Raw genomic sequence first — 25,913 nt, 5'->3', positions numbered from 1 at the left:
TCCACAATAGTATTTTGTTTTATATAATTATATTTTTTCTCCATATATATCTTTTAACACATTTTTAACAATAAGTAAAGAATCTTCGAAGGAAGTTTTATTTTGTAACAATAATATTTTGTAATGTCTTATTCCCTCGTCAGTTATTCTATACCTTCTTATTGATCTTTTCTCGGGTTCATCCCACCATCCTTCAATATATCCTTCCGATTCTAATTCTCTAAGAAGAGGATATATCATTCCAGGGCTTGGTTCCCATCTATTACTCAGCCTACTCTTTATTTCATCTTTTATTTTATTACCATAATAAGATTTCTCGTTTAGTAGATGTAATATATAAAGTTTTACAAAAGAAGTTGTACTTATTTTTGTAGGAAATTGTCTCTGCCTTTCTCCTTTATAAATAGTCATTTATATCCTCTCCTTAAACTCTGGAATAGTATCGATATCAACAAAATATTTACCTAATAGTAAGTCTTTATCTATTAAGTCTCCATGAAAATCTGAGCCACCTGTAACTATCAAATTATTTGACTTTGCTTTACTAATCAAAGAATTAGTATCATCATTTGTGTGCTTTGAATGTATGCATTCTAACCCATCTATACCTAATGAAATACAATAATCAATAATACTTTTATCCTTTAAAATACCGGGATGAGCTAAAATTGCAATTCCACCAATAGCTTTTATCAAAGATATAGTTTCGCCAATAGTTATTTTATACCTTTCAACATATGCTGGTTTACCCCTATCTAAGTATTTAGAAAATGCTTCTGGAATATCAGCTATATAACCTTTTTTAATTAGTGCCCTTGCTATATGAGGCCTACCAATATATTTTTCTCCTGAAAACTTTTTAACTTCTTCTATCGAAAGATCTAATCCTAGTTGATTAAGTTTTCCCACCATTTCTATTCCTCTAGTTAATCTTGATTGCCTTAATTCATTAGTTATTTTAATAAGATTTGGAGCTTTGTAATCTATGAAATATCCTAGTATATGTACTTCCTCATTGTTGAATACGCAACCAAATTCAATACCTGGTATAATTCTAAAATTATCATAGTTATTACTGTAGTCAATAGCTGCTTCGATTCCAGTTATAGTATCATGATCAGTGATTGCTATTCCATTTAGACCTTGTTTAACCGCTAAATCAATTACTTTCTCTGGAGAAAACAGTCCATCTGAATTATTTGTATGCACATGTAAATCAAAGATCATTGAATCCCTCCTTACAATATAATGTATTAGTATTTGCAACACCTAAATAAGATTATACAAATTAACAAAATAATAAAGTGAGAACTTTACTATAAATTATAAAAATAGATTATAAAAAACCTGCCAGCACGGCAGGTTTTTTATAATATTATCTTGGTTCAATAATTAGCTTTATAGCTGTCCTTTCTTCACCATCTATTATTATATCTGTGAAGGCTGGTATACAAATAAGATCGATTCCACTTGGAGCAACAAATCCTCTTGCGATTGCTACTGCTTTTACGGCTTGATTTAAAGCACCTGCTCCTATTGCTTGAATTTCAGCAGCACCTTTTTCCCTTAAGACTCCTGCTAATGCCCCTGCAACAGAATTTGGACTTGATTTTGCTGATACTTTTAATACATCCATTAAAATAGCCCCCTCTAACTAAATTTTTTAAATATATCTTTTTATATTATTTAATTACCGTTTATTTAAAAAATTATTATTTGGCGTATTCAATAGCCCTAGTTTCTCGGATTACATTTACCTTTATCTGACCTGGATAATCCAACTCAGCTTCAATTCTTTTTACAATATCTCTAGCTGTATGGATTATATGATTTTCTGAAATTTCATCAGGTTTTACTAAGATTCTAATTTCACGCCCTGCTTGAATTGCATAAGATCTTTCTACTCCATCAAAAGAATTTGCTATCTCCTCAAGTTTTTGTAATCTCTTTATATAAGCTTCAAGTGTTTCTCTTCTAGCACCTGGTCTTGCAGCAGATATAGCATCAGCTGCTTGTACTAAAACAGCTTCGACAGTTTGTGGTTCACAATCACCATGATGAGCAGCAATACCATGTAATACTTCTTTAGATTCTTTATATCTTCTAGCTAAGTCTACTCCAATATCAACATGAGGACCTTCTACTTCATGATCCACAGCTTTTCCTAAGTCGTGTAGTAAACCTGCTCTTTTTGCTATTTTTACATCAGCTCCTAGCTCTGCAGCCATTATACCTGCAAGATGTGCTACTTCAACAGAATGCTTTAATACATTTTGTCCGTAGCTTGTTCTATACTTTAATCTACCTAGAAGCTTAATTAATTCTGGATGAATTCCATGAACACCTGCATCAAAAGCAGCTTGTTCACCTTCTTCACGAATAATATTGTCTACTTCTTTTTTCGATTTCTCTACCATTTCTTCGATTCGAGCAGGATGTATTCTGCCATCTACTATAAGTTTTTCTAAGGCAATTCTAGCAACCTCTCTTCTTACAGGATCAAATCCTGACAGAACTACTGCTTCAGGAGTATCATCAATAATTAAATCTATTCCAGTTAAGGTTTCGAGAGTTCTAATATTTCTTCCCTCTCTTCCAATAATTCTACCCTTCATTTCATCGTTTGGAAGAGCCACAACTGTAACTGTAGTTTCAGCTACGTGATCAGCTGCACATTTTTGTATTGCTGTAGATATTATTTCTCTAGCTTTTTTATCAGCTTCTTCTTTAGCTCTATTTTCCATTTCCTTAATCATAATAGCAGATTCATGAACTATTTCTTTTCTAATTTCATCTAATAATAATTCCTTTGCTTCTTCGGATGTTAAACCAGAAAGTCTTTCTAACTCTAATACTTGATTTTTATAAATATCATCTATCAGAGCTTCCTTATCTTCAACTTCTTTAAGTTTTTTAGCTAATAGTTCTTCTTTTCTTTCGATTGCATCGCTTTTTCTATCAATACTCTCTTCTTTATTGAGAATTCGTCTTTCAAGTTTTTGAAGTTCGTTTCTTCGTTCACGATTCTCTCTTTCTGCTTCATTTCTAAGTTTATGGATCTCTTCTTTTACTTCTAATAAAAGCTCTTTTTTGCGAGCTTCTCCATCTTTTTCAGCATCTTCAATGATTTTTTTAGCTAACTCTTCAGCATTATTTATCTTACCTTCTCCAATAGTCTTTCTTATAAAATAACCAATGAGAATTCCAATAATTGCTCCTAGAATTGCAATTAAAGCTTCAATAACTAAACACCTCCAATTGTATAAAATTTTCAAGTTCCATACTGCATTTTCATTTTCATTAAATATAAGCATATGATACAAGCTTAAAAAATTGAAATAATAAACTGTATAGAATATACATATAATTCAATTCTATTACTTTTACTAGATAATGTCAAGATGTAATTAGGACGTAATCCTTGTTACAGTACTTTCAGACCCCTTTATATCCACCCTATAAGCATTACTACCTATAGCAGCTAAATGATGATTGTGAGTTACCATTATTATTTGTCTGTTAAACAATTCAGAGGTTTGCTTAAGAAAATCGGCAACATTAAAGATAAATTCATCACTAACATGCTTTGCGGGCTCATCTAGAATTAGGGGACCTTGGATTTTTGGCTTATGAATTTGCAAAAATGCAATTCTCAAAGCCAAAGAAACTATATCGACTACACCTCCACCTCTAGATAACTCAGGTTTAGTCTTAACCAATATATCTTCAATCTTATTAATTACATAGAATTCGGCATTTGATTTCCCTCTTTGTTCTTCAATCTCAATTAGAAATTCAATATCCGATTCAAATATAAATTGTAAACATTTAGTAACTAAAGATTCGATTTGACTTTTAGCTTGTTCTCTTGCAAATTCAGAAGTTTTTTGAAACAATATATTTACTTTAGATAGCAAGCCAAGTTCATATTCAATATTTTGAAGAGCATCTTTTTGCACTTTCAATTGTTCTTTAATTTTATCTCGCTTTCCTAATTCTCTTGCAAGATACTCCTTTGATTTAATTAGATAATCATCTAACTCTTGTAGTTCTGTTATCATCTTATCACTTCTTTTCTAATAGATCTTTAGGTAATAATTCATTAGCTTCTTTAAACAATCTATCTATATCTAATGTTAACTTATTGATTTCACTTTCTAACTCATCAGGCTTTATGCCAAGACTTGTTAATTCTTTAATTATTTCTTCCTCTTGCTGATTTAATTGTTCTAATCTTGCCTCAGCTTTATACTTTAAATTTTTAGCTTTTTCTAGATTTTCTTTTAAGCTATTAAGTTCCTTCTCATAGTCCATAAATATACCTCCTAATTATAATGGCTTATAATATGATTAATTTTATCATTGTCAATTATACTAAAGCATAAAGGACAAATTTCTTGTTTCAATAACAGTTCTTTATAATATGATAGCTGCTTATCCACTTCATCTTTATACTTTTGTAGTAATATATTCACTTTTTTAATTTCATCTTTATTGGAATCATAGGAAACATATAAATTCTTTAATTTATTTAAGAGAAGAATCTTTTCCTGTAAATCTATATGAATTTTAGACATACAATCTATTTCCTGTAACTTTTCGACATAGCGTATTCCAATAGCTAAGCTTTTTCTTAGTGAGAGCTCTTTATCTTTTATATCAGCTAATTTTTTAAGTTCAATAATACTGTTAGAAATCATACTTATATTGTTTTGCAAAATATTAAGATTACTTAATTTACTACATATAATTTTAAGTTCATCTATTTCATATTGTATATTTCCTAGCTTTGATTTACAGTTTATAAGCTTGATTCTCAAATCATATGATGAAATCATCTTAGCGATGTTGTTTTCAACTTTATCAATACTTTTTAGTGAAGTAATAATTTTAGCATTTTCATTTTTATTTAAAGCCAATTTATTCATTGAATTAAACTGCTTATTTAGATAATTAAACTTATTAATATCTGAAGAAATAAGGTTTAAAACATTATCTACTAGATTTATACTTTCGAGTTTTTTCATATAAAAGCTTAATTCTTTTTTTTCTTGTAAAATAGTTAAAAACTTGTTTAACAAATCTTTATATTTGCATATGGTTTTATTTTTTTCTTGTATTTCATCTTTAATTTTTTCAATATGGTTAATCCTATTGGCTAGTTCGTCTAGGTAGTTATATTCGCACAATTCTTTCTCTAGTTGAAATATATTGTCTTCCATATTTTTTTTACTATTAGATAAGTTACGGCTATCTTTTAATGATTCTCGTAATGCATCATCAATAATATTAACTCCTACAAGTCTTCCAATGGAACTTGCTCTAGTTGAAGCTCTTTCTGATAGTAAAAAAGCTCCTTCTAACTGATCGCTTAAATTAATTGCATTTGAGAGATCACTATCTAATAGTATTTTTTTTATTCCAGTTTCATCTATGATTTCTTGGGGAACAGAGGTACCAAAACCTTCAAATTTAGTTTCATTATTATTAGAATCATAAAGAAAGTAAGTATTTTTACTTTTATTTCGATATCTTTTTATTTTTGTACCATCATTAAATATAACCGTTACACTACATTCACCAGTACCTTCTCTGATGAAATAATCTCCTGAAGGCTCATTATAGAGAGCCCATCTAATTCCTCTAAGTATTGCAGTTTTTCCACTGTCTGATGGACCAACAATAACATTTAATTGATCATCGAATTCTATAATAGAACTTTTATGAGATTGAAAATTTTCTAAAATTACTTTTTCAATATACTTCATATTAATCACCAGTTAAGCCTTTCATTTGAATAAGAGCGATTCTCCTTAAAGCTTCTCTTTTAACTTCGTCATTTACATTTTCTGCAGTAGATACTTCCATTAATACTTCATTTATATCCATTTTTTCAAAATCTAAAGCAGCATCTATAGTTTGCTTAAATTCAAATATTCTCTCACTCTTAAATAGATTGTTTTCAATTTCTTTTCTATCTAATACTTCTTCTCCAGGCAATGCCGTCTTTAGTGGAAGTTGTTTTATTTTAATATTATCATCTAACTCGATCAATATTACTTGAGGTGTTCTTTCAATCTCTTTCAAACTATTTGTTATTCTTACTAAGCTACCTGGGTTGATAAAATATTTTTCATCAATTTTAGTAAGTTTAAACCCTCCATGATAATGACCTGAAAGAGTAATATCTGCTAAAGTATCTTTTATGTCTTCAATTAAGGTATAAGGAATTCCTTTTATAAAAGGTCTATCCAATAACATACCATGAACTATATGTATATAGTAATTTACATTGTTATCTCTTTCTTTTAACAAATAGTAATCTAAATGATTTGGAGTATCAATATCATATACATAGGGCTGCCCTGTTAATTGCACTTTAATATTATTCTTCTCAAGAATTACTTTTTCTCCACTTTTAATTAATTTTATAACTCCTAATACATCTAGTAATCCAAGCATAGTTCTATTTATAGTATCAGGATTATGGCCATAGATATCATGATTTCCACTTATTAAATATAATGGAACAGGTATCTGGTCTAAAATCATAGCAAATTTACTGGCGACAGTTATTGATACATCCGGTCTATCAAATAAATCTCCTCCATGAAGAACAAAGTCTATATTGTTTTCTTTAACTATATTAACAATTTCTATAAATTTTTGTTCAAGGGTATCTATAAACACATCCTTTCTATTCTTAGGAGTAGTTCCTCTAATATGAGTATCAGTAAAAAATAATATCCTCAAAATATAACACCTCACAAATAGACCTCCTATTAAAGGAGGTCTATATTTCTTATTATTATTTCTCCTCAGAATCTTTAGTTATATCCATGGAGTTAGTATTGTCTTCAATTAAACCAAATTGCGCACGAACTTTATTTTCAATTTCTAATGATACATCAGGATTTTCTTTTAGAAAATCTTTGGCATTTTCTCTACCTTGACCAAGCTTATGTTCATTATAGCTATACCAAGAACCAGATTTGTTGACAATATTAGCAGCTACACCAGAGTCTAAGATATTACCTTCTTTAGATATACCTGTACCATACATAATATCAAATTCTGCTTGTTTAAAAGGTGGTGCTAATTTATTTTTTACAACTTTAATTCTAGTCCTATTTCCAATAATTTCATCACCTTGTTTTATTGAGTCAATTCTTCTAACATCTAATCTAATACTAGCATAGAATTTCAATGCCCTACCACCTGTTGTTGTTTCAGGACTACCAAACATAACTCCAACTTTTTCTCTAAGCTGATTGATAAATACCACAGTTGAATTTGACTTATTAATTGTACCTGCTAGTTTTCTGAGGGCTTGAGACATAAGTCTAGCTTGAAGTCCAATATGACTATCACCCATCTCACCTTCTATTTCTGCTTTAGGTACTAAGGCAGCTACAGAGTCAACTACAACTATATCTATTGCACCGCTTCGTACTAAAGCTTCAGCTATTTCTAAAGCTTGTTCTCCTGTATCTGGTTGAGATATTACTAAATTTTCAATATCTACACCTAATTTTTTTGCATAAGCAGGATCTAGAGCATGCTCTGCATCTATAAAAGCTGCAATACCTCCTAATCTTTGAGCTTCTGCAATTATATGAAGAGATACAGTAGTCTTACCTGAAGATTCTGGACCAAATATTTCAATTATCCTACCACGTGGTACTCCACCAATTCCTAAAGCAATATCAAGATCTAAGGAGCCAGTTGGTATTACGTCGATATTTAATTTTGCATCTTCACCTAGTCGCATAATAGAACCTTTTCCAAACTGTTTTTCAATTTGACTTAAGGTTAAATCCAAAGCCTTTTTCTTCTCAATGTTATCGATCATAAGTATCCCAGTTGAACTGGAGTCACCCCTTTCAATTTACGAACGTTAGTTCTAATTCTATATTACAATATATTTTAAATTAAGTCAATCATTTATTTAATAAAAATTTTCTCAACTCAAAAAATGCTCTTGTAGCTGTCTTATTTTGTATAGACTCTCTATTTCCATTAAAATTACACTTAATAGGCATAGATTTATCTTTAGTAGAAATACATAGATATACTAAACCAATGGGTTTTTCTTCAGTTCCTCCATCAGGTCCAGCAATTCCTGTTACAGATAACGATAAATCTAAGTTATCTCTATTAAGTAATCCATTAGCCATTTCTATGGCAGTTTCCTCACTTACTGCACCATATTTTTCTAATGTATTAGAATTCACCCCAAGTTCCTCCATTTTTGCATTGTTGCTATAGGTAACAATACTTCTATCAAATACTTGAGATACACCAGGTATACGACTGAAGCGACTACTTATTAATCCGCCTGTGCAGGATTCACAAAATCCAATTTTATAATTTATTTCCTTTAATAAATTAAATACAATGATTTCTATTGGAATATTATCAAATCCATATATATATTCATGAAATCTCTGTTCGAGTATTTTAATTACATTATTGATTTTATTTTCAATAATATCTTTATTTTTTCCTTTACCAATTATTTTGACTTCAACTTCTCCTTCTTTTGCAAAAGTAGCAATTATAATATCTGAATATTTATTTATTAGGTCTTTTATTTTCATCTCTAATTGAGACTCGCCTATACCAATTATATTAACAGATTTAATTATGATATTATAATCCTCATGAATAAGAGGTATTACTTCATTGTTAAACATTAGCTCCATTTCTTTAGAAGGGCCTGGAAGCATGATTATTTTTTTATTATCTTTAGATAAAAATATGCCAGGAGCCGTACCAATAGAATTTTTTAAGAATTGGCTTCCTTCTGGTTTAAATGCTTGTTTTAAATTATTGGTGGGCATTGTTTTATCTAATTTAGAAAATATATTTCTAATATTATCTTCAATATCTTTATCACTTATTAATTCTAAGCCTAAAGTTTCAGATATAACTTCCTTTGTTAAGTCATCATCAGTAGGACCTAATCCTCCAGTGGTAATAATAATATCAGCTCTCTGTAATGCTATGTTTATGATATCACTTACTCTTTTTTTATTATCATCAACTGATGTATGATAATAAGTTTCTATACCTAGTTCTAACAATTTACTTGAAATGTACTTACTATGAGTATTTAAAATACTACCTGTAGTAATTTCAGATCCTATTGTAATAATTTCTGCTATCATAGTATAATCACCTTTTATTTAATCCCCATTTTAAGGGCAGATTTATTTTTATATATATAGTCTACTCCAGATATTATTGTAAAAAACAAGGAAATATATAACATAATAGTTGCAAAAGGTAAATTAATTAGGTTAAAAGGAAAATTATTAAGTAATAATGCAATTATAGCTATCAGCTGCGTAATAGTCTTTATTTTACCTAATGGACTTGCTGCTATAGTTACACCTTCAGATGCTGCAATCACCCTAAATCCAGTAATAGTAAACTCTCTTGCAATAATCACTACTACAACCCAACCTGGAATTTTACCTAACTCAACAAGGGAGATCAAAGCAGCTGATACTAAGACTTTATCAGCTAAAGGGTCTACGAACTTTCCAAAGTTAGTGACCATATTTCTACTTCTAGCAATGTATCCATCTAAAGTATCAGTCAAGGATGCAATAATAAAAATTGCTGCTGCTACATAAGTACTATATGGTATATTGGAATATAATACAATCATGAATATTGGTACTAGAAATACTCTAAAAATAGTTATTTTGTTAGCTAGATTCATTAGATTACCTCCCCTATTAAGTCATACTCCAAATAATCTGTGATTTTAACTTCAGCAAAGCTACCTAATTCTATTTCTTCCATAGAATTAATGTAAACCACACCGTCTATTTCGGGACTATCCATGTATGCCCTGCCAATGTAGGTATCGCCTTCACTATATTCTTCTACTAAAACATCAAATATTTTACCAACTTTACTCATCATTATATCCTCTGATATATCCTTCTGAGCCTCCATAATTTTATCTCTTCTGTATTCTTTTATTTCTTCTGGAACTTGATTAGGAAGGCTATAAGCAGGTGTATCTTCTTCCTTAGAATAAGTAAAGACTCCTAATCTTTCAAATCTTGTATCCTTAATAAAACTTAAGAGTTCATTAAAATCATCATCAGTTTCTCCAGGAAATCCAACAATAAAGGTTGTTCTAATGACTATTTCAGGTATTTCTTTTCTTAATTTATTGATTAAAGATGTAATATCCTCTTTACTTGTTCTTCTGTTCATCTTCTTTAAAACATTATCACTTATATGTTGTAAAGGAATATCTACATATTTAACTACCTTTTGATTATTTTTTATTGAGTTAATTAGATTATTATCAAAATTGTCAGGATATAAATATAGTATCCTAATCCAAGAAATACTATCTATAGAATTCAATTCATCTAATAATTTATATAAAGAATATTCACCATATAAATCAATTCCATAATCAGAAGTATTTTGTCCAATTAAGATAATTTCTTTTACACCGTTTGCAGCTAAATATTTTACTTCTTTTATTATATCCTCCATTTGCCTACTCCTATGTTTTCCTCTTAACTTAGGAATAATGCAATAGGTGCAAAAATTATCGCAGCCCTCAGATATCCTTACATATTCAGTAGTATTAAAATTAATTCTTTTAATATCTTCTAAATAATCTGTATCAATATTATCTATCTTTTTAATTTTCTCAGATTTCAAATCTAGTTCTTTGACTACAGAAGATATATCTCTAATATTTCCTGTGCCTATTATTGCATCAATATCAGGAATTTCATCCATTAGTTCTTGGGAATATCTTTGTGCTAAACAGCCAGCTAATATTAAGTATTTACAATTACCTTCATTTTTATATCTAGTCATTTCCCAAATTGTTTCTATGGATTCTTCCTTTGCTTTCTCTATAAAGCCACAGGTATTGACAATAATGATATCAGCCTCATCTAATGTATCAGCTACCTCATAATTATTGTCCTTCATTATACTTATCATTAGTTCCGAATCTATTTCATTTTTTGAACATCCTAAAGTAACAATATAAATTTTTCTTAACTTCATCTTATCTCTCCTTAAAGTATTGAATCTAAATCTTCAGGTGATAATAGGACTTTTCTGGGTTTGCTCCCCTCATATCCTCCTATTACACCTCTCTCTTCCATTTCATCTATTATTCTTGCTGCCCTTGCATAACCAATTTTCAATCTTCTTTGTAATAGTGATATTGAAGCCTGTCCTTCCCCAACCACTAGCTCTATAGCAGTGGGTAGGAGATCGTCACTATCATTGAACTGTATTTCTCTTGGGCTTTCAACTATTTCAATAATATCTTCATTATAATCAGTTATATCCTGAGCCTTTAGAGAGTTAACAACAGCCTCTACCTCTTCATCGGATATAAAAGCACCTTGTAATCTAGAGGGTTTTGAATAGAAAGAAGGATAGAATAGCATATCTCCCTTTCCTAGAAGCTTCTCAGCTCCCGCCATATCTAAAATAGTTCTGGAATCTACCTGGGAAGATACAGCAAAGGATATTCTCGAAGGTATATTAGCTTTTATGGTACCAGTTATAACATCTACAGAAGGTCTTTGAGTGGCTACGATAAGATACATTCCTGCTGCTCTGGCCATCTGAGCAAGTCTACAAATATAATCTTCTATTTCTTGAGCTGAAACCATCATTAAATCAGCTAATTCATCGATAATTATAACTATCGTAGGAAGTTCTTCTCCATTACTAGCTTTGACCTTGCTATTATAAGAATTCATATCTCTAACATTGTTTTGAGCAAAGAGCTTATACCTTTTTTCCATTTCATCGACAGCCCAATTAAGTGCAAAAGCAGCTTTTTTTGCATCAGTAACAACTGGAATTAATAAATGTGGAATACCATTATATATACTTAATTCTACCATTTTAGGATCTATTAATAGGAGCTTAACATCCTCAGGTGATGATTTATATAAAATGCTCATGATAATGGTATTAATACAAACAGATTTTCCTGAGCCGGTAGCTCCTGCTATAAGTAAATGTGGCATTTTATCTATAGTAGATACAATTACATTACCCGATACATCTTTTCCCAAAGCTAGAGGTACGGATGAATTAATATTATTATATTCTTCAGAAGTAATTAGCTCCTTAAATAATACACTACTCTTTACTTTATTTGGAACTTCAATTCCTACAGCAGCCTTTCCAGGTATAGGAGCTTCAATTCTAATATCAGAGGAGGCTAAACTTAAAGCTATATTATCTGACAAAGATACTATTCGACTTAGTTTAATACCTGGAGAAGGTTGAAGTTCATAGCAAGTAATAGTAGGACCTTTATTAATTTGAGTAATTATAGCATCTATTCCAAAGTTTTTCATGGTTTCTTCAATTATTTTAGCATTGTTTAGTATTTCCTTCTTATCGTTTATATCTTGATTAGGTGCTGGTGACTTTAGTAATGATAATGAAGGAATACTATATGTAGAAACATGGTTTTTACTTTGTTTAATTTTAATTTCAGTATCTATACTATTTATTTCTTCTTTAATCTTTATCTCCTTTGGAGAATCCTTAGCAAGAGAATTTTTCGTATAGTCTAATATCTTAATATCCTCTTTATTTACTTCTTGCTTTATATCATTAGCTACGTTATTTATCACCTTAGGTTTAACTGATTTATTAATTTCCGGTTTCGACTCCTTTTTAAATATGGAGACAATATCCTTTACTCTAATATTTGTTATTAGGAGTATATTTATTAATATAATAAGTCCTAAAATCAAATAAGAGCCTATGGAGCCAAATAATTTGTAGAAGAAGAATCCAAAAAAGCTACCTATAATTCCTCCGCCTTTTCCAATTTTACTTAAAGCAATAGAATTACTAATTCTATCATAAAATGTATAATCAAAAGGATTTATTCCGTCAAGTATAATTAATATACTTAAAAGTATAAACCCCATAGATAAAATTATTTTTCCTTCTTGATGATTAAATTTATCTAAAATAAAAACCATGCCTGACCCCACTATAATTAAAGGGAAAAAGTAAGATCCAAAGCCCATAAATGAAAAAGTGGTACCTCTAATTATAGAGCCTATTATTCCCATTTTAAAACTAAATAGACTTATCATAGATAGTATACCTATTGCAACAATAATGACTCCCATAATATCCTTATTATATTTATTCTTGTCTTCCATTTTCTTTGTAGTTTTCTTTCTACTTTTATTCAATTAAGTCACCTCAAATTCTTTAACTATGTAGTACCTAAGATACCCCCTTTAAAGTACATACTGTAGTTATTATAGCATAATTTGGAATTCTATTCTATTTATTTTTATAACTCATAGTAAAGTTCTCGATTTTAATGGAACCTTTTTTATATGAGTCTCAAAATTATATCTTATAATGCTTCATTAGAGATTTTTTTTACTTTCTATGATATCATTAAGTTTTTTTAAAGCTGTGGAAAATCCGCCTACTTCATTGATTAGTTTATATTTAACAGCTTCTTCTCCTACTAATATTGTTCCTACATCATTGGCTATTTCATCTGTTGAATACATTAACTCAGTTAATGTTTTATTACCTATTTCTGAAGTTCTTAGAATAAAGTTTATTATTCTTTGCTGCATTTTTTGAAAATACCTAAATGTCTGAGGTACTCCAATAACTAGACCAGTAGTTCTAATTGGATGTATGGTCATAGTTGCAGTGGGAACAATAAAGGAATAATCAGTCGAAGTAGCTAGTGGTACTCCAATGCTATGTCCTCCGCCTAAAACTAAAGATACCTTTGGTTTATCAACTGAGTTTATTAATTCAGCAAGAGCTAATCCAGCCTCTACATCTCCTCCTACAGTATTTAAAATAATGAAAATTCCCTCAATTTTAGGATCTTGCTGTGCAGCTATTAACAAGGGAATAATATGTTCATACTTTGTAGCTTTTTTATCATTGGGCGAGATTGTATGTCCTTCTATTTCTCCAATAATAGATATAAATTGAATGTTATTTTTTGTCTCTGGAATATTTGCAACTCCAAGTTCTTTAATGTTCTCTAATTTTTCTTTTTCCATGCAGTCTTTGTCGTTATCTTTTTTGGTCATAATTTCCTCCTAAAATAATTGATATCTATATCATTTGCTTAAAAAAATAATAATATTCTATTCAGAAATAAATTATCGTCTGAGTCAATCCGTAAAAATCGTAAAACACTTCACAATGTGTTTAAATATCTATATTATATGAATTTAATAATTATAAGATTTTATATAAAAAGCAAATAAAGTTTTAAGGGAAAAATAAATAGGACCTCAATGGTCCTTATCTATCTAAAAGATTTTAAATTTTTAATGTAAAGATTTAGATATATTGATGTTTATTATTTAAAATAATAGTATTTTAGATTTAAATCAGATTCTTTCATTGCTAGGTAAATGGGAACTTTCCTATGGGATATAAAGAAAATTACATATATTCTTAATTAAGAATATATGTAATAAAATATATAATAGCTATCTAAATTTATCAGTCTAATTCTATTATAATCATATCATAGCCTATTTTTCTAATTGCATTCCAAGGTATTTCTGTACCATTGCTTTCTAATCCTAGAATCCTGAAACCTAATCTTTTTTCAGGAACTAATAAGGATATAATTTTGCCAGTTTCTTCATCAATTAAAAAATCACTATCAGCTATTAAGCCAAGTCTTCCTCCATTATTTAAATTTACTATTTCTTTTTGACCTAATTCGAGTAAACGCATAAGATCTCCTCCTAATTATATATATTAAATAATATTCCAGAGATTTGATTTTATGCATTATCATTTATGATAACATCTTATTAGATACTAATATCCTGAATGCCCAAACCCCCCTTTTCCTCTAGCAGTTTTATCTAATTCATCAGTTACTATTAAATCAGCCTTTTCATATTTAATAAATACCATCTGTGCAATCCTATCACCTATATTGATTGTATAAGACTCTTTTCCAAGGTTAATGAGAATAACTTTAATTTCACCTCTATAGTCACTATCTATTGTTCCTATACCATTTGCTAATGTTATTCCATGATTTAAAGCTAAACCTGATCTTCCTCTAATTTGAGCTTCGAAGCCCTTTGGTATTGAGATAAACAAACCAGTGGGTATCAATGTCCTATCAAATGGTTTCAACTCTATAGGACCATCAATATTAGCCTGTAAATCTATTCCAGCTGATCCTTCCGTTTCATATTTTGGTAATTCAAACTGAGATTTATTTATTACATTTACTTTCAAATTAATCACACTCCATTAAAATAATATATTTTTTATTTTATCTTCAATAATATTTTGATTTTCAATATCTCCAACATATGCAATATTGATTTTTTCTCTATTAAATATAATACTAATTATTTCTTTTATATTATTTACACTCACTTTATCTATTTTATTTAATACCTCATCAGGAGATTGAACCATATTAAAAATAGAAAGAGACTTTCCTATTTCATACATTCGACTAAAAGTTCCTTCCATGCCAAGAACATAACTACCTTTTAGCTGTTCTTTAGATTTATCTAACTCATCTTTTGAAATTATATTATTTCTAATATCATTCATTTCATTTTCTATATGTTTTACTGTCTTTAATAATTGAGATGGATGCAATCCAGCATATATAGTTAATATACCTATATCCTTATATGATGATGGATATGATTCCACTGCATAAGCTAATCCTAAATCTTCTCTAATTTTTTGAAATAATCTTGAACTCATACTGCCGCCAAAGATATTATTTAATACCAATAGACCTTCTACATATTCAGAAGTAACTGGCACTCCTTCCATGCCAATGCAAAAATTTAATTGCTCTGTATTTTTATTAATTCCTTTTATTTTATTAGTAAAATTATAAATACTATTAATCTCATAAATCTTTTTATTTGAGTTATTAAAGTTGCCAAAATGATAATTTAACATTTTAAAAACTTCCTTAGTATTAATATTACCAGCTAAAGATATTACTATATTTTCAGGCCGATAATTATTAATAAAATAATCAATAATTTTTTCTCTACTTAAGTTTTTAATTGTTTCTTCTGTACCAAGGATTGGACGACCAAGGGATGTGTTTTCAAACATTATCTCATTTAGTAGATCATTAACCATATCTTCTGGAGAGTCTAAATACATATTTATTTCTTCTATTATCACTGCTTTTTCCTTTTCTATATCTGATTCTGAAAATATTGAATTAGTCAACATATCTCCTAATACGTCTATGGCAATATCTATATGATTATATAATACCTTAGCATAATAGCAGGTACTTTCCTTACTGGTGAAAGCATTTAATTGACCACCTATGTTATCTATTGCTTCGGCTATATCTTTAGCAGTTCGTTTCTTTGTACCTTTAAATAACATATGTTCAATAAAATGTGATATCCCATTATTATGCTTGTCCTCTTTTATAGATCCATTATTGATTATAATTCCAATAGAAACAGAGTTGACATAGGGAATCTTCTCCATGACAACTCTTATACCATTATCTAGTTTGTCTATTAAATACATTATTCTCCTCCAATGCTACTAGTCATTTTTTATTTCTTTATTAGGAACTTGAACTAATTGAGTTTTAAGCAGATTGCCGGCAACTTTGATTTCATGTAAGTTGTTTATGCAGTGGCAAAAAAAGCCATCTTCAACTAGTTATGGTGCTTTTCTTATTACATCACTTATTGTACCAATTTTATAGCCATTTTGGTATAGATATTTTATTATTTCTGGCAATGCTTTAACGGTCTCCTCTGTTGGATGCATTAAAACAATTGCAGAGTTATGTGCTTTTGAAGTAACTCTTTCAATAATAACATTTTTTGTACTATCCTTTCTCCAGTCTATGGTATCTATACTCCACATTATAAGTTCATACCCTAAATCCTTTGCCGCTTTTATCGTATTATCATTATAAGCACCTGATGGGGGAGCAAAATACTTTGAATCAATATTTAGAGTTTCTTTAATTATATTATGAGCCTTCAGTATTTCTTCTTTGTTTCTATCATAAGATAACTTATCATAGTCCTTGTGGCTATAACCATGGTTCCCAATTTCATGTTTATTATCGTATATAGTCTTTAGTATATCTTTATTTTTTTCAGCCCATTGACCTGTTACAAAATATGTAATTTTAATATCATTATCCTTGAAAATTTGTAACATGTTTGGAATGTGCTCATTTCCCCAATCAACATTACAAGCAAATGCTATTATCTTGTCATCAATATTTCCTTGATAATATACATCAGAATTAAAGGTCTCTTCTGATTTGTTATAAACTACTGAAATACCTAAGGCTATTATAGCTAATATTAACACAATTAAAATAGTTAATAAAGTCTTTTTATTTATGACGACTAATCTCATATATATCCCTCCAATGTCTTTTATATCTATATATATTCAAGGGATTGAGAAAATATCCTAAAAACAAAAACATGAACCTTATTTTGGTTCATGCATTAGTATATTACTCTTCAGTTTTAGTTTCTTCAGGCAATAGTACTTTTCTAGATAGATTTACTCTACCTTGATTGTCTATTTCCATGACTTTAACTAATATTTCATCTCCTATAGCTAATACATCCTCTACTTTATTTACTCTTTCTCTAGCTATATTAGATATATGAAGTAAGCCTTCTTTACCATTTAGAACATCTACAAAAGCACCAAAATTAGTTATACGTGTTACCTTACCTAAGTAAATATCTCCTACTTCAACTTCTTTAACTATTTTATTTATCATATCCATTGCTTTTTCTCCGTCTTCTTGAGTTACTGAAGCAATGAATACCTTACCATCATCGTCAATATCAATTTTTACACCTGTTTCATCGATTATCTTATTAATCATTTTACCGCCAGGCCCGATTATATCTCTTATTTTATCTGGATTTACTTGCATTGTATACATTTTTGGTGCATAAGGTGATAAATTTTCTCTTGGAATTGAAATCGTTTCAGCCATTTTATCTAGAATATAAAGTCTTCCCTTTCTAGCTTTCTCTAGAGCTTCCTCTAAAATTGGTTTATCTATTCCTGCTATTTTTATATCCATTTGTATAGCTGTAATTCCATCTTTAGTTCCAGCTACTTTAAAGTCCATATCTCCTAAATGATCTTCCATACCTTGTATATCGGAAAGAATAGCTACCTTACTATCTTCTTTTATCAATCCCATGGCTATTCCAGCTACAGGAGATTTTATAGGTACACCTGCATCTAATAAGGCTAGAGTGCTTCCACAAACACTAGCTTGTGATGAAGATCCATTTGAGCTAAGAACTTCAGATACAAGTCTAATAGTATAAGGGAAAACATCTTCTGATGGTATAACTGGTTCAAGCGCTCTTTCAGCTAATGCACCATGCCCTATTTCTCTTCTTCCTGGGCCTCTTAAAGGTCTAGCATCACCAACTGAATATGGTGGGAAATTATAATGATGCATATATCTTTTAGATTCTTCCTCTCCTAATCCATCAATAACTTGGGCATCACTAATAGCACCTAAAGTAGCAATTGTTAGAACTTGAGTCTGACCTCTTGTGAATAATCCAGATCCATGAGTCCTTGGAAGTAAACCTACATCAGTAGTAATAGGACGTATCTCATCTACTTTTCTATTATCAGGTCTCAATCCTTCTTCAAGAATTAGCCTTCTAACTTCCTCTTTTAGCATATCTTCTATTATTTCATTGATATCCTGCTCTGATTCAGGGTATTCTTCTAAAAATACATCTTTAATTTCTTTATTTACTTTATCAATATTATCTAATCTTTCTTGTTTTTCAAAAGTACTTATAGCATCAATTAATTTCTCTCTACTAAAGTCAATGATTTTTTCTTTAATTTCTTCATTTGGTTTAAATAGATTATACTCTTTTTTAGGTTTTCCTACTTCTTTTGCAATATTCTCGATAAAATTACATAACTCTATAATCTCTTTATGTGCCGTTAAAATACCTTCTAGCATAACTTCCTCTGTAACTTCATTTGCACCTGCTTCTACCATCATTATAGCATCTTTTGTTCCTGCCACTACAAGATGAATTTCAGATTTGTCTCTTTCTTCGCTAGTTGGGTTAATGATAAATTTTCCATCTATTAGCCCTATAAGAGCTGATCCTGTAGGACCATTGAAAGGAATATCTGATATAGATAAAGCTATAGAAGAGCCTATCATCGCAACTATTTCTGGTGAATGATCCTGATCAACAGATAAGACCGTAGCTATAACTTGTACATCATTTCTATATCCATCCGGAAATAATGGTCTAAGGGGTCTATCTATAAGCCTTGAAGTTAAAATTGCTTTTTCACTTGGTCTACCTTCTCTCTTAATAAACCCTCCAGGTATTTTCCCTACTGAATATAGTTTTTCTTCGTAATCAACACTAAGGGGAAAAAAGTCTATCCCTTCTCTTGGTTCCTTAGAAGCTGTAGTAGTCGCTAGAACCACTGTATCTCCATATTGTACCATGCAAGCACCACTAGCCTGTTCTGCTACTTTGCCTATGGTTACAGTGAGGTCTCTACCAGCTAATTTATACTGGAATTTTCTTTCCATGCAATACCTCCTTAATCTTTAATATATTTATTATATCCTTATTTAATAAAAATATCTAAAATAAGAAAAGCTTCTAACAAAATATCGATGTAGCTTTTCTTGGCCACTGCATAAGCGATTTGTACGAAATCAAAGATTTCAACAATCTGCTTAAAGCTAATTTAGGACAAGTAGTTTTTAATATATAGTATTAAAAACTTTCCTCTTCGTTATAAATCAATAGAGCGGGATACCCCCGCTCTTATTAACCTCTGATGCCTAATTTTTCAATTAAAGAACGATATCTTTCAATATCATTATTTTGTAGATATTTTAAAAGGCCTCTTCTTTGACCTACCATTTTAAGTAATCCTCTTCTTGAATGGTGATCTTTTTTATGAGCTTTTAAATGCTCGTTTACAGAATTGATTCTGTGTGTTAAGATTGCAATTTGTACTTCTGGTGAACCTGTATCACCTTCGTGTAATTTGTAATCATTAATAATTTGTTCCTTTACTTCTTTTGTTAACATAAATAATACACCTCCAAAATTTTAATATACTCCCATAGCTGTGTAAGACGCCGAGGATACGTTAAACATAGCCATAGGTAATGTAACAATATAATAGTATCATAATAAATAATAAATGTAAATATTAATGTCTTAATTTAATCATCTCTATATCTATTTTCATTTGCTTTATCAAATCTTCTTTTGTTTCAAATTTAATATCATCTCTTAAAAAGTCTAAAAATTCAATTTCCAAAGTCTTACCATATATATTTCCTTCAAAATTTAATATATAAGTCTCTATCTTCAATACATCTTCATTAAAGGTAGGATTATAACCAATATTTGTAGCAGATATATATCTTTTGTTATCTATTATGGTATTAGTCATATATACTCCATTTTTAGGTATTACATAGTTATCAATAGGTTCTATATTAGCTGTTGGAAATCCTAATTTATTTCCTCTATTTTTTCCTGGGATAACTTTTCCCATAATGGAATATGGTCTACCTAATATATTTAAAACATCAGTAATATTTCCATTAGCTATTAACTCTCTTATGCCAGAACTACTGATAATCTCATTATTTTCATAAACAGGGTCTAATACAATTGCGTCTATACCATGTTTTTTACCAAGCTCCATTAAGTAATTAGAATCTCCAGAAGCTTTATACCCAAATCTATAATCAAATCCAACTACAAGTAATTTTCCATTCATTTTATTTATAATGATATCTTTGACAAACTCTTCTCCAGATAATTTCATTATCTTATCATCGAAATCTAATAGATAGATAATATCTATTCCTAAGTCTTCAGCAATTTTAAATTTTTGTTTATTATTAGTTATCATACTTGGTCTATTATTATCTACTATAGTTTTTGTATGGCTTTTAAATAATAGAAGTGATGACTTTATGCCTAACTCCTTAGATTTAGATATCATAGCTTTTATTAATTGCTGATGACCTATGTGAATGCCATCGAAATTTCCTAAAGCAATAGCTGTATTAAATCTTGTTTCATTATAGTTTAATAAATCGATAATTTCCATGTATACCACCTTATATTATTAAAACTTTGTCCATTTTCAAATAAAATTGAGAGTCAATTCTGCTAATCTTTCCTATTCCGATAAATATATTTTTACAATAAACTCTAAGCAATTTATTAACCTTAATTTCATCTATAAGATTAAATTGTAACATAACACCATTGATTAATTTAGAATATAATTCCTCTGGGACAATAAATTCCTCTAAATGATCTAAAGCCTTATCCATAGGAACTATGATTTTTGAAATTTCTTCTAAATTCAATGTTCTAATATGCTCAATACTATAAGCATTTTCAATTTTAAAACTTCCTGCACCTACTCTCAGTAAATATGACATATAACCATATGTACCCAAATCCATACCAATATCATCACATAATGTTCTTATATAAGTACCTCTAGAACATTTTGTATAAAAAATAATTTTTCTGCAATCTTCTATATTCAATACTTTTTGTTCATATATTCTAATATTTCTAGGAGTACGTTCAATAGTCTTCCCTTCACGTGCCAATTCATAAAGCTTCTTACCTTTATGTTTTAAAGCAGAATACATAGGTGGCAGTTGAGATACATCACCTATATATCTTGACATGGCATTGATAATATCTTCTTCACTAACGATTTTGTTAGAAGAAGATATTATCTTACCATCTATATCTTGAGTATCTGTCCTATATCCTAGTGTTAATTCTCCAATATATTCCTTGTCACTATCAAGAAGATATTCTGCGATCCTAGTTCCCTTTCCTATACATAGTGGTAATACTCCTGATGCATTTGGATCTAAAGTTCCAGTGTGTCCAATTTTTTTTGTTTTTAATGTTTTTCTTAAAAGACCTACAGCATCATGTGAAGTCATTCCCTTTGGCTTAAAAAAGTTTATTATACCATTCATATAATCACCTAAAATACTTTCTCTAGTTCATTTAAAATCAATTTTTCGGCAATATCTATAGGAGAATTAATAGTACATCCTGCTGCTCTTATATGTCCCCCACCACCCAAATTAGCACAAAGGGAAGATACATCTACATACCTTTTACTTCTCATACTAACTTTTATTTCTTCTTCATTAAATTCTTTGAGTATAGTTGCGACTTCTACAGAAGCAATTTCCCTAATAAATGAAACTATGCCTTCTGTATCTTCCATTTTAGCATTAGCTTCTTCAACCATACTGCGAGTTATCTTTACTATAGCAACCTTATTTTCAAAATATAGTTTTAAGGTTTCAAGGGCTTTTATAAATAACATAGTTCTCTCTATACTTCTGCTCTGGTATAAATTTATATTTATATTACCTTTGTCAATTCCTGTTCTTATTAATTCTGCAGCAATTTCATGAGTTTCTGCACTAGTATTATCATACATAAAACTACCAGTATCTGAGCTTATTGCAGTATAAATACAAGAAGCTATATCTTTATCAATAGGAACTTTTAATCTATTTATTAGTTTATATACTAATTCACCAGTTGCAGCTGCATTGCTATCTACAATATTTATATGTCCAAAATTATTATTGCTAATATGGTGATCAATATTAATAACTGTTTTAGCTTGATTCAATAAATCTTTATTTTTTCCTAATCTACTTTCATCACTAGTATCTAGAGTAATCAAAAGATCTATATTATCATCATGGTTATATTCATTAATTATATTTATATTTGGAAGAAATAAAAAATCAGAGGGAATTTCATCAGTTTTAAGTATAAAAACTCTTTCTTTTATATTTTTGAGTGCCATCCATAAGGCAAGTATTGAACCTATATTATCACCATCTGGCTGAACATGTGAAACAATATAAATATTTTCACTTTCTTGAATTTGTTTGATTGCTAAATCAAATAAATTTTTAATACTATTCATCATATTTCTCTTCCTCATATACATTAGAGTTCTTATTTACTTCTTCAATTAACTTAGACATATAAATGCCTTGCTCTATAGACTCATCTAAAACAAAGATTGGCTCAGGAGCATATCTTAAATCAATTCTACTACTTATTTCTTTTCTAATAAATCCTTTTGCACTTTCTAGTCCCAATAGAGTGTTTTCCTTTTCTTCTTTATTTCCAAATACTGAGACATAAATCTTTGCGTATCTTAAATCTCTAGTTACTTCCACCTTTGTTATAGTTGTCATGGAATTAACTCTTGGATCTTTAAGTCCATTATAAATCAGTTCTGAAACCACCCTTTTTACTTCTTCGGAAATTCGATTGAGTCTTTTATTGTTCATTTTTTCACCTCTATTTCTCAACTTCTTTTAGGACGTAAGCTTCTAATAAGTCTCCTTCTTTTATATCATTATAATTTTCTAATCCTAATCCTGCTTCATATCCTGATAATACTTCTCTTGCATCATCTTTAAATCTTTTTAAGGATGATACCCCACCTTCAAATATAACAATATCATTTCTAAGAAGTCTTATCTTCCCATTTCTAGCTATTTTTCCATCTAATACATAAATACCAGCTATAGTGCTTCCATTAGGTAATCTAAATGTAGCCCTAACCTCAGCTCTCCCTATTACTTCTTCAACAATTTTTGGTGCATGCATACCTTTAATTGCAGCTTGAATATCTTCGATTGCCTCATAAATTACTCTATATGTTCTAACATCTACTTTTTCTCTTTTAGCTACTTCTATAGCATTTAAATTAGGTCTAACATTAAAACCAACAACAATAGCATTAGATGCAGAAGCAAGTATAATATCAGATTCTGTAATACCTCCTACACCACCATGTATAATATTTGTCTTAACTTCATCTGTATCAAGTTTTTCTAGGGATTGTTTTAATGCTTCCATTGAACCCCTAACATCAGCTTTTATAATAATATTTAAATCTTTAATTTCACCTAATTTTATTCTTTCAAATAAATCATCTAAAGATACTTTTTGATCCGCTTTCATTTGTTCTGCTCTAGTTGCTTCTTTGCTCTTTTCCGCCAAGGATCTAGCTGTTTTTTCATCATCTACTTCATATAATAAATCTCCAGCATTAGGTACCTCAGACAATCCAAGTATTACAACTGGTGTTGAAGGACCAGCTTTTTTAACTCTTTTACCTTTATCGTCAAGCATAGCTCTTACTCTACCAAAAGCGGAACCAGAAATAACCATATCTCCAACTTCCAAAGTTCCTTTTTGAACTAATACAGTAGCTAATGGTCCCTTCCCTTTATCAAGTTGAGCTTCTACAATTGTACCCACTGCATTCCTATTTGGATTAGCTTTTAACTCTTGTATTTCTGCAACAAGTAATATCATTTCAAGTAACTCTTCTATTCCTTGACGATTTTTGGCTGATACTGGCACTGTTATAGTATCCCCGCCCCAATCCTCTGGAACTAAAGCATTCTCTACTAATTCTTGTTTGATTCTATCTACATTGGCTGTAGGTTTATCCATTTTATTAATTGCTACGATTATTGGAACCTTAGCAGCCTTAGCATGATTTATTGCTTCTATGGTCTGAGGCATAACTCCATCATCAGCTGCTACGACTAATATGGCAATATCTGTCACTTGTGCACCTCTAGCACGCATAGACGTAAAAGCTTCGTGACCTGGTGTATCTAAGAAGCATATTTTTCTGTTATTAATATTCACAGCATAAGCACCTATATGCTGAGTAATTCCTCCAGCTTCAGATTTTGTAACACTAGTTTCTTTAATAGCATCTAGCAAAGAGGTTTTACCATGGTCTACGTGTCCCATTACTGTTACTATAGGAGCTCTAGATTTTAAATCTTCTGGATTATCTTCGTAGTCTAAATTAAATTCATCTTCTATTGATTCTTGACTTTCTTTAGAAGCTTCTTTTATCGTTAACTCAATACCAAATTCTTCAGCAACTATAATCGCTATATCAGAATCTATTGATTGATTTTGGTTTACCATTACTCCTAACCCTATTAATTTAGAAATTATTTGTGATGGACTTACACCTATTTTATCGGCTAAATCTTTTACAATGATATTATCTTCGATTTCTATAACAACCTCATTCCCTTCTTTACTAATTATAGTATTTTCTTTACTCATACTATTATTCTTCACTTTGTTTTTATTTCTTTGTTTCTTATTCCTTTGTTTTGTATTATCCCTATTTTCTATTTCTTTAACAATTTTTTCATCTTCTTCGACATCTCTTTTACTGATAATCTTGTTACTATCTTTTATATTTTCATCAATATCATCAAACTTTTCACCAACTATGTTTTCCTCTTCTTCTTCTGACAATAATGATTTTATTATCCTTGCATCTTCATCTTCTAAAGCACTCATATGATTGCTTACAGTTATGTCTAAACTAACAATTTTTTCAATTAAATCTTTGCTACTAATTCCTAATTCCCTAGCCAATTCATATACTCTAATTTTTTTCATATTATATACCCCCCTATCATATTTAAAGGTGATATTTCTTATTTTCCCAATTTTGATTGAATTATATCTTTTAAACTTTCATATACATCATTTGGTACTTCAACTTCTAAAGTTCTAGATAGTTTTTTACCTTTCTGTGCAAGTTCTAAACATTCAAGATTGGAGCATATATATGCTCCACGTCCATTCATTTTACCAGTTATATCAATACTTACTTCTTTTTCATTATTTCTTACAACTCTTATTAATTCTTTCTTTGGTTTGCCTTCACCACAAGCAATACATTTTCTTAGAGGAATCTTTTTCTTTTTCAAATAATCACCT

General features: G+C 29.6%; 26 protein-coding genes. All 26 read right to left on the bottom strand.

Going from position 1 to position 25,913, the window contains the following annotated elements; all coding sequences use genetic code 11:
- Positions 1 to 27: 27 nt before the first annotated feature.
- Positions 28 to 411: a PadR family transcriptional regulator gene (locus KQI38_RS19920; protein WP_216562587.1), complete on the bottom strand. Its 384-nt coding sequence runs from the start codon at positions 409 to 411 to the stop codon at positions 28 to 30.
- Positions 412 to 1,227 (bottom strand): PHP domain-containing protein, encoded by an 816-nt coding sequence (locus tag KQI38_RS19915; protein ID WP_216562585.1) that lies wholly within the window; start codon positions 1,225 to 1,227, stop codon positions 412 to 414.
- Positions 1,228 to 1,375: 148 nt separating this feature from the next.
- Positions 1,376 to 1,636, bottom strand: coding sequence for a stage V sporulation protein S (locus KQI38_RS19910; RefSeq protein ID WP_094900137.1), 261 nt, complete (start codon positions 1,634 to 1,636; stop codon positions 1,376 to 1,378).
- A gap of 76 nt (positions 1,637 to 1,712) precedes the next feature.
- Positions 1,713 to 3,314, bottom strand: coding sequence for a ribonuclease Y (gene rny, locus KQI38_RS19905; RefSeq protein ID WP_216562583.1), 1,602 nt, complete (start codon positions 3,312 to 3,314; stop codon positions 1,713 to 1,715).
- 93 nt (positions 3,315 to 3,407) lie between these two features.
- Entirely contained in the window at positions 3,408 to 4,061 is a 654-nt protein-coding gene (locus KQI38_RS19900) for a DNA repair protein RecN (RefSeq protein WP_216562581.1), read from the bottom strand.
- A gap of 4 nt (positions 4,062 to 4,065) precedes the next feature.
- Positions 4,066 to 4,314 carry a hypothetical protein gene (locus tag KQI38_RS19895; protein ID WP_216562579.1) on the bottom strand — a complete coding sequence of 83 codons (249 nt, stop codon included), beginning with the start codon at positions 4,312 to 4,314 and terminating at the stop codon, positions 4,066 to 4,068.
- Positions 4,315 to 4,325: 11 nt separating this feature from the next.
- Positions 4,326 to 5,768, bottom strand: a complete 1,443-nt coding sequence (locus KQI38_RS19890; RefSeq protein ID WP_216562577.1) for an AAA family ATPase — start codon at positions 5,766 to 5,768, stop codon at positions 4,326 to 4,328.
- A 1-nt stretch (position 5,769) separates the two neighbouring features.
- Positions 5,770 to 6,768: a metallophosphoesterase family protein gene (locus KQI38_RS19885; protein WP_338114491.1), complete on the bottom strand. Its 999-nt coding sequence runs from the start codon at positions 6,766 to 6,768 to the stop codon at positions 5,770 to 5,772.
- Between the two features lie 40 nt (positions 6,769 to 6,808).
- Complete coding sequence (gene recA / locus KQI38_RS19880; protein WP_216562575.1) at positions 6,809 to 7,852, bottom strand: recombinase RecA; 1,044 nt, start codon at positions 7,850 to 7,852, stop codon at positions 6,809 to 6,811.
- 88 nt (positions 7,853 to 7,940) lie between these two features.
- On the bottom strand, positions 7,941 to 9,170 hold the full coding sequence (locus tag KQI38_RS19875) for a competence/damage-inducible protein A (RefSeq protein ID WP_216562573.1): 1,230 nt from the start codon (positions 9,168 to 9,170) through the stop codon (positions 7,941 to 7,943).
- 14 nt (positions 9,171 to 9,184) lie between these two features.
- Positions 9,185 to 9,730 carry a CDP-diacylglycerol--glycerol-3-phosphate 3-phosphatidyltransferase gene (gene pgsA / locus KQI38_RS19870; RefSeq protein ID WP_216562571.1) on the bottom strand — a complete coding sequence of 182 codons (546 nt, stop codon included), beginning with the start codon at positions 9,728 to 9,730 and terminating at the stop codon, positions 9,185 to 9,187.
- Positions 9,730 to 11,055, bottom strand: a complete 1,326-nt coding sequence (rimO, locus tag KQI38_RS19865; protein ID WP_216562569.1) for a 30S ribosomal protein S12 methylthiotransferase RimO — start codon at positions 11,053 to 11,055, stop codon at positions 9,730 to 9,732. The genes pgsA and rimO overlap by 1 nt, the downstream gene beginning before the upstream one ends.
- Before the next feature lie 11 nt (positions 11,056 to 11,066).
- On the bottom strand, positions 11,067 to 13,199 hold the full coding sequence (locus KQI38_RS19860; protein WP_216562648.1) for a DNA translocase FtsK: 2,133 nt from the start codon (positions 13,197 to 13,199) through the stop codon (positions 11,067 to 11,069).
- Positions 13,200 to 13,415: 216 nt separating this feature from the next.
- On the bottom strand, positions 13,416 to 14,108 hold the full coding sequence (locus KQI38_RS19855) for a ClpP family protease (RefSeq protein ID WP_216562567.1): 693 nt from the start codon (positions 14,106 to 14,108) through the stop codon (positions 13,416 to 13,418).
- Positions 14,109 to 14,529: 421 nt separating this feature from the next.
- On the bottom strand, positions 14,530 to 14,769 hold the full coding sequence (locus tag KQI38_RS19850; protein ID WP_216562565.1) for a YlmC/YmxH family sporulation protein: 240 nt from the start codon (positions 14,767 to 14,769) through the stop codon (positions 14,530 to 14,532).
- Between the two features lie 87 nt (positions 14,770 to 14,856).
- Complete coding sequence (dut, locus tag KQI38_RS19845; RefSeq protein WP_216562563.1) at positions 14,857 to 15,288, bottom strand: dUTP diphosphatase; 432 nt, start codon at positions 15,286 to 15,288, stop codon at positions 14,857 to 14,859.
- A 15-nt stretch (positions 15,289 to 15,303) separates the two neighbouring features.
- The gene (locus tag KQI38_RS19840) at positions 15,304 to 16,575 is read right to left on the bottom strand and encodes a M16 family metallopeptidase (RefSeq protein WP_216562561.1); all 1,272 of its coding nucleotides are present in this window, start codon (positions 16,573 to 16,575) and stop codon (positions 15,304 to 15,306) included.
- A 138-nt stretch (positions 16,576 to 16,713) separates the two neighbouring features.
- The gene (locus KQI38_RS19835) at positions 16,714 to 17,430 is read right to left on the bottom strand and encodes a polysaccharide deacetylase family protein (RefSeq protein WP_216562559.1); all 717 of its coding nucleotides are present in this window, start codon (positions 17,428 to 17,430) and stop codon (positions 16,714 to 16,716) included.
- A gap of 103 nt (positions 17,431 to 17,533) precedes the next feature.
- Positions 17,534 to 19,630, bottom strand: a complete 2,097-nt coding sequence (locus KQI38_RS19830) for a polyribonucleotide nucleotidyltransferase (RefSeq protein ID WP_216562557.1) — start codon at positions 19,628 to 19,630, stop codon at positions 17,534 to 17,536.
- Between the two features lie 244 nt (positions 19,631 to 19,874).
- Positions 19,875 to 20,141 carry a 30S ribosomal protein S15 gene (gene rpsO, locus KQI38_RS19825; protein ID WP_072972299.1) on the bottom strand — a complete coding sequence of 89 codons (267 nt, stop codon included), beginning with the start codon at positions 20,139 to 20,141 and terminating at the stop codon, positions 19,875 to 19,877.
- A gap of 124 nt (positions 20,142 to 20,265) precedes the next feature.
- Positions 20,266 to 21,180, bottom strand: coding sequence for a bifunctional riboflavin kinase/FAD synthetase (locus tag KQI38_RS19820; RefSeq protein WP_216562555.1), 915 nt, complete (start codon positions 21,178 to 21,180; stop codon positions 20,266 to 20,268).
- Positions 21,181 to 21,190: 10 nt separating this feature from the next.
- On the bottom strand, positions 21,191 to 22,081 hold the full coding sequence (gene truB, locus KQI38_RS19815) for a tRNA pseudouridine(55) synthase TruB (RefSeq protein ID WP_216562553.1): 891 nt from the start codon (positions 22,079 to 22,081) through the stop codon (positions 21,191 to 21,193).
- A gap of 8 nt (positions 22,082 to 22,089) precedes the next feature.
- Positions 22,090 to 23,058, bottom strand: coding sequence for a DHH family phosphoesterase (locus KQI38_RS19810; RefSeq protein ID WP_246565936.1), 969 nt, complete (start codon positions 23,056 to 23,058; stop codon positions 22,090 to 22,092).
- Positions 23,051 to 23,431, bottom strand: coding sequence for a 30S ribosome-binding factor RbfA (rbfA, locus tag KQI38_RS19805; RefSeq protein ID WP_216562549.1), 381 nt, complete (start codon positions 23,429 to 23,431; stop codon positions 23,051 to 23,053). The genes KQI38_RS19810 and rbfA overlap by 8 nt, the downstream gene beginning before the upstream one ends.
- Before the next feature lie 10 nt (positions 23,432 to 23,441).
- Positions 23,442 to 25,589, bottom strand: coding sequence for a translation initiation factor IF-2 (infB, locus tag KQI38_RS19800; protein ID WP_216562547.1), 2,148 nt, complete (start codon positions 25,587 to 25,589; stop codon positions 23,442 to 23,444).
- A gap of 38 nt (positions 25,590 to 25,627) precedes the next feature.
- A complete protein-coding gene (gene rnpM / locus KQI38_RS19795) occupies positions 25,628 to 25,903 on the bottom strand; it encodes an RNase P modulator RnpM (protein WP_094900117.1) in 276 nt (91 codons plus the stop codon).
- Positions 25,904 to 25,913: the final 10 nt, after the last annotated feature.

Origin of the sequence: Tissierella carlieri, from assembly GCF_018917285.1 — a bacterium.
GTDB lineage: Bacteria > Bacillota > Clostridia > Tissierellales > Tissierellaceae > Tissierella > Tissierella carlieri.
Note: the sequence above shows the minus strand (reverse complement) of the source record. Positions and strands in the feature narration are given on the sequence as shown.

Excerpts from the sequence above, each read along its gene's own strand:
- KQI38_RS19920 (WP_216562587.1), bottom strand. The coding sequence starts at position 411 with ATGACTATTTATAAAGGAGAAAGGCAGAGACAATTTCCTACAAAAATA.
- KQI38_RS19915 (WP_216562585.1), bottom strand. The coding sequence starts at position 1,227 with ATGATCTTTGATTTACATGTGCATACAAATAATTCAGATGGACTGTTT.
- KQI38_RS19910 (WP_094900137.1), bottom strand. The coding sequence starts at position 1,636 with ATGGATGTATTAAAAGTATCAGCAAAATCAAGTCCAAATTCTGTTGCA.
- rny (WP_216562583.1), bottom strand. The coding sequence starts at position 3,314 with ATGCTTATATTTAATGAAAATGAAAATGCAGTATGGAACTTGAAAATT.
- KQI38_RS19900 (WP_216562581.1), bottom strand. The coding sequence starts at position 4,061 with ATGATAACAGAACTACAAGAGTTAGATGATTATCTAATTAAATCAAAG.
- KQI38_RS19895 (WP_216562579.1), bottom strand. The coding sequence starts at position 4,314 with ATGGACTATGAGAAGGAACTTAATAGCTTAAAAGAAAATCTAGAAAAA.
- KQI38_RS19890 (WP_216562577.1), bottom strand. The coding sequence starts at position 5,768 with ATGAAGTATATTGAAAAAGTAATTTTAGAAAATTTTCAATCTCATAAA.
- recA (WP_216562575.1), bottom strand. The coding sequence starts at position 7,852 with ATGATCGATAACATTGAGAAGAAAAAGGCTTTGGATTTAACCTTAAGT.
- KQI38_RS19875 (WP_216562573.1), bottom strand. The coding sequence starts at position 9,170 with ATGATAGCAGAAATTATTACAATAGGATCTGAAATTACTACAGGTAGT.
- pgsA (WP_216562571.1), bottom strand. The coding sequence starts at position 9,730 with ATGAATCTAGCTAACAAAATAACTATTTTTAGAGTATTTCTAGTACCA.
- rimO (WP_216562569.1), bottom strand. The coding sequence starts at position 11,055 with ATGAAGTTAAGAAAAATTTATATTGTTACTTTAGGATGTTCAAAAAAT.
- KQI38_RS19860 (WP_216562648.1), bottom strand. The coding sequence starts at position 13,199 with ATGGAAGACAAGAATAAATATAATAAGGATATTATGGGAGTCATTATT.
- KQI38_RS19855 (WP_216562567.1), bottom strand. The coding sequence starts at position 14,108 with ATGACCAAAAAAGATAACGACAAAGACTGCATGGAAAAAGAAAAATTA.
- KQI38_RS19850 (WP_216562565.1), bottom strand. The coding sequence starts at position 14,769 with ATGCGTTTACTCGAATTAGGTCAAAAAGAAATAGTAAATTTAAATAAT.
- KQI38_RS19840 (WP_216562561.1), bottom strand. The coding sequence starts at position 16,575 with ATGTATTTAATAGACAAACTAGATAATGGTATAAGAGTTGTCATGGAG.
- KQI38_RS19835 (WP_216562559.1), bottom strand. The coding sequence starts at position 17,430 with ATGAGATTAGTCGTCATAAATAAAAAGACTTTATTAACTATTTTAATT.
- KQI38_RS19830 (WP_216562557.1), bottom strand. The coding sequence starts at position 19,630 with ATGGAAAGAAAATTCCAGTATAAATTAGCTGGTAGAGACCTCACTGTA.
- rpsO (WP_072972299.1), bottom strand. The coding sequence starts at position 20,141 with ATGTTAACAAAAGAAGTAAAGGAACAAATTATTAATGATTACAAATTA.
- KQI38_RS19820 (WP_216562555.1), bottom strand. The coding sequence starts at position 21,180 with ATGGAAATTATCGATTTATTAAACTATAATGAAACAAGATTTAATACA.
- truB (WP_216562553.1), bottom strand. The coding sequence starts at position 22,081 with ATGAATGGTATAATAAACTTTTTTAAGCCAAAGGGAATGACTTCACAT.
- KQI38_RS19810 (WP_246565936.1), bottom strand. The coding sequence starts at position 23,058 with ATGAATAGTATTAAAAATTTATTTGATTTAGCAATCAAACAAATTCAA.
- rbfA (WP_216562549.1), bottom strand. The coding sequence starts at position 23,431 with ATGAACAATAAAAGACTCAATCGAATTTCCGAAGAAGTAAAAAGGGTG.
- infB (WP_216562547.1), bottom strand. The coding sequence starts at position 25,589 with ATGAAAAAAATTAGAGTATATGAATTGGCTAGGGAATTAGGAATTAGT.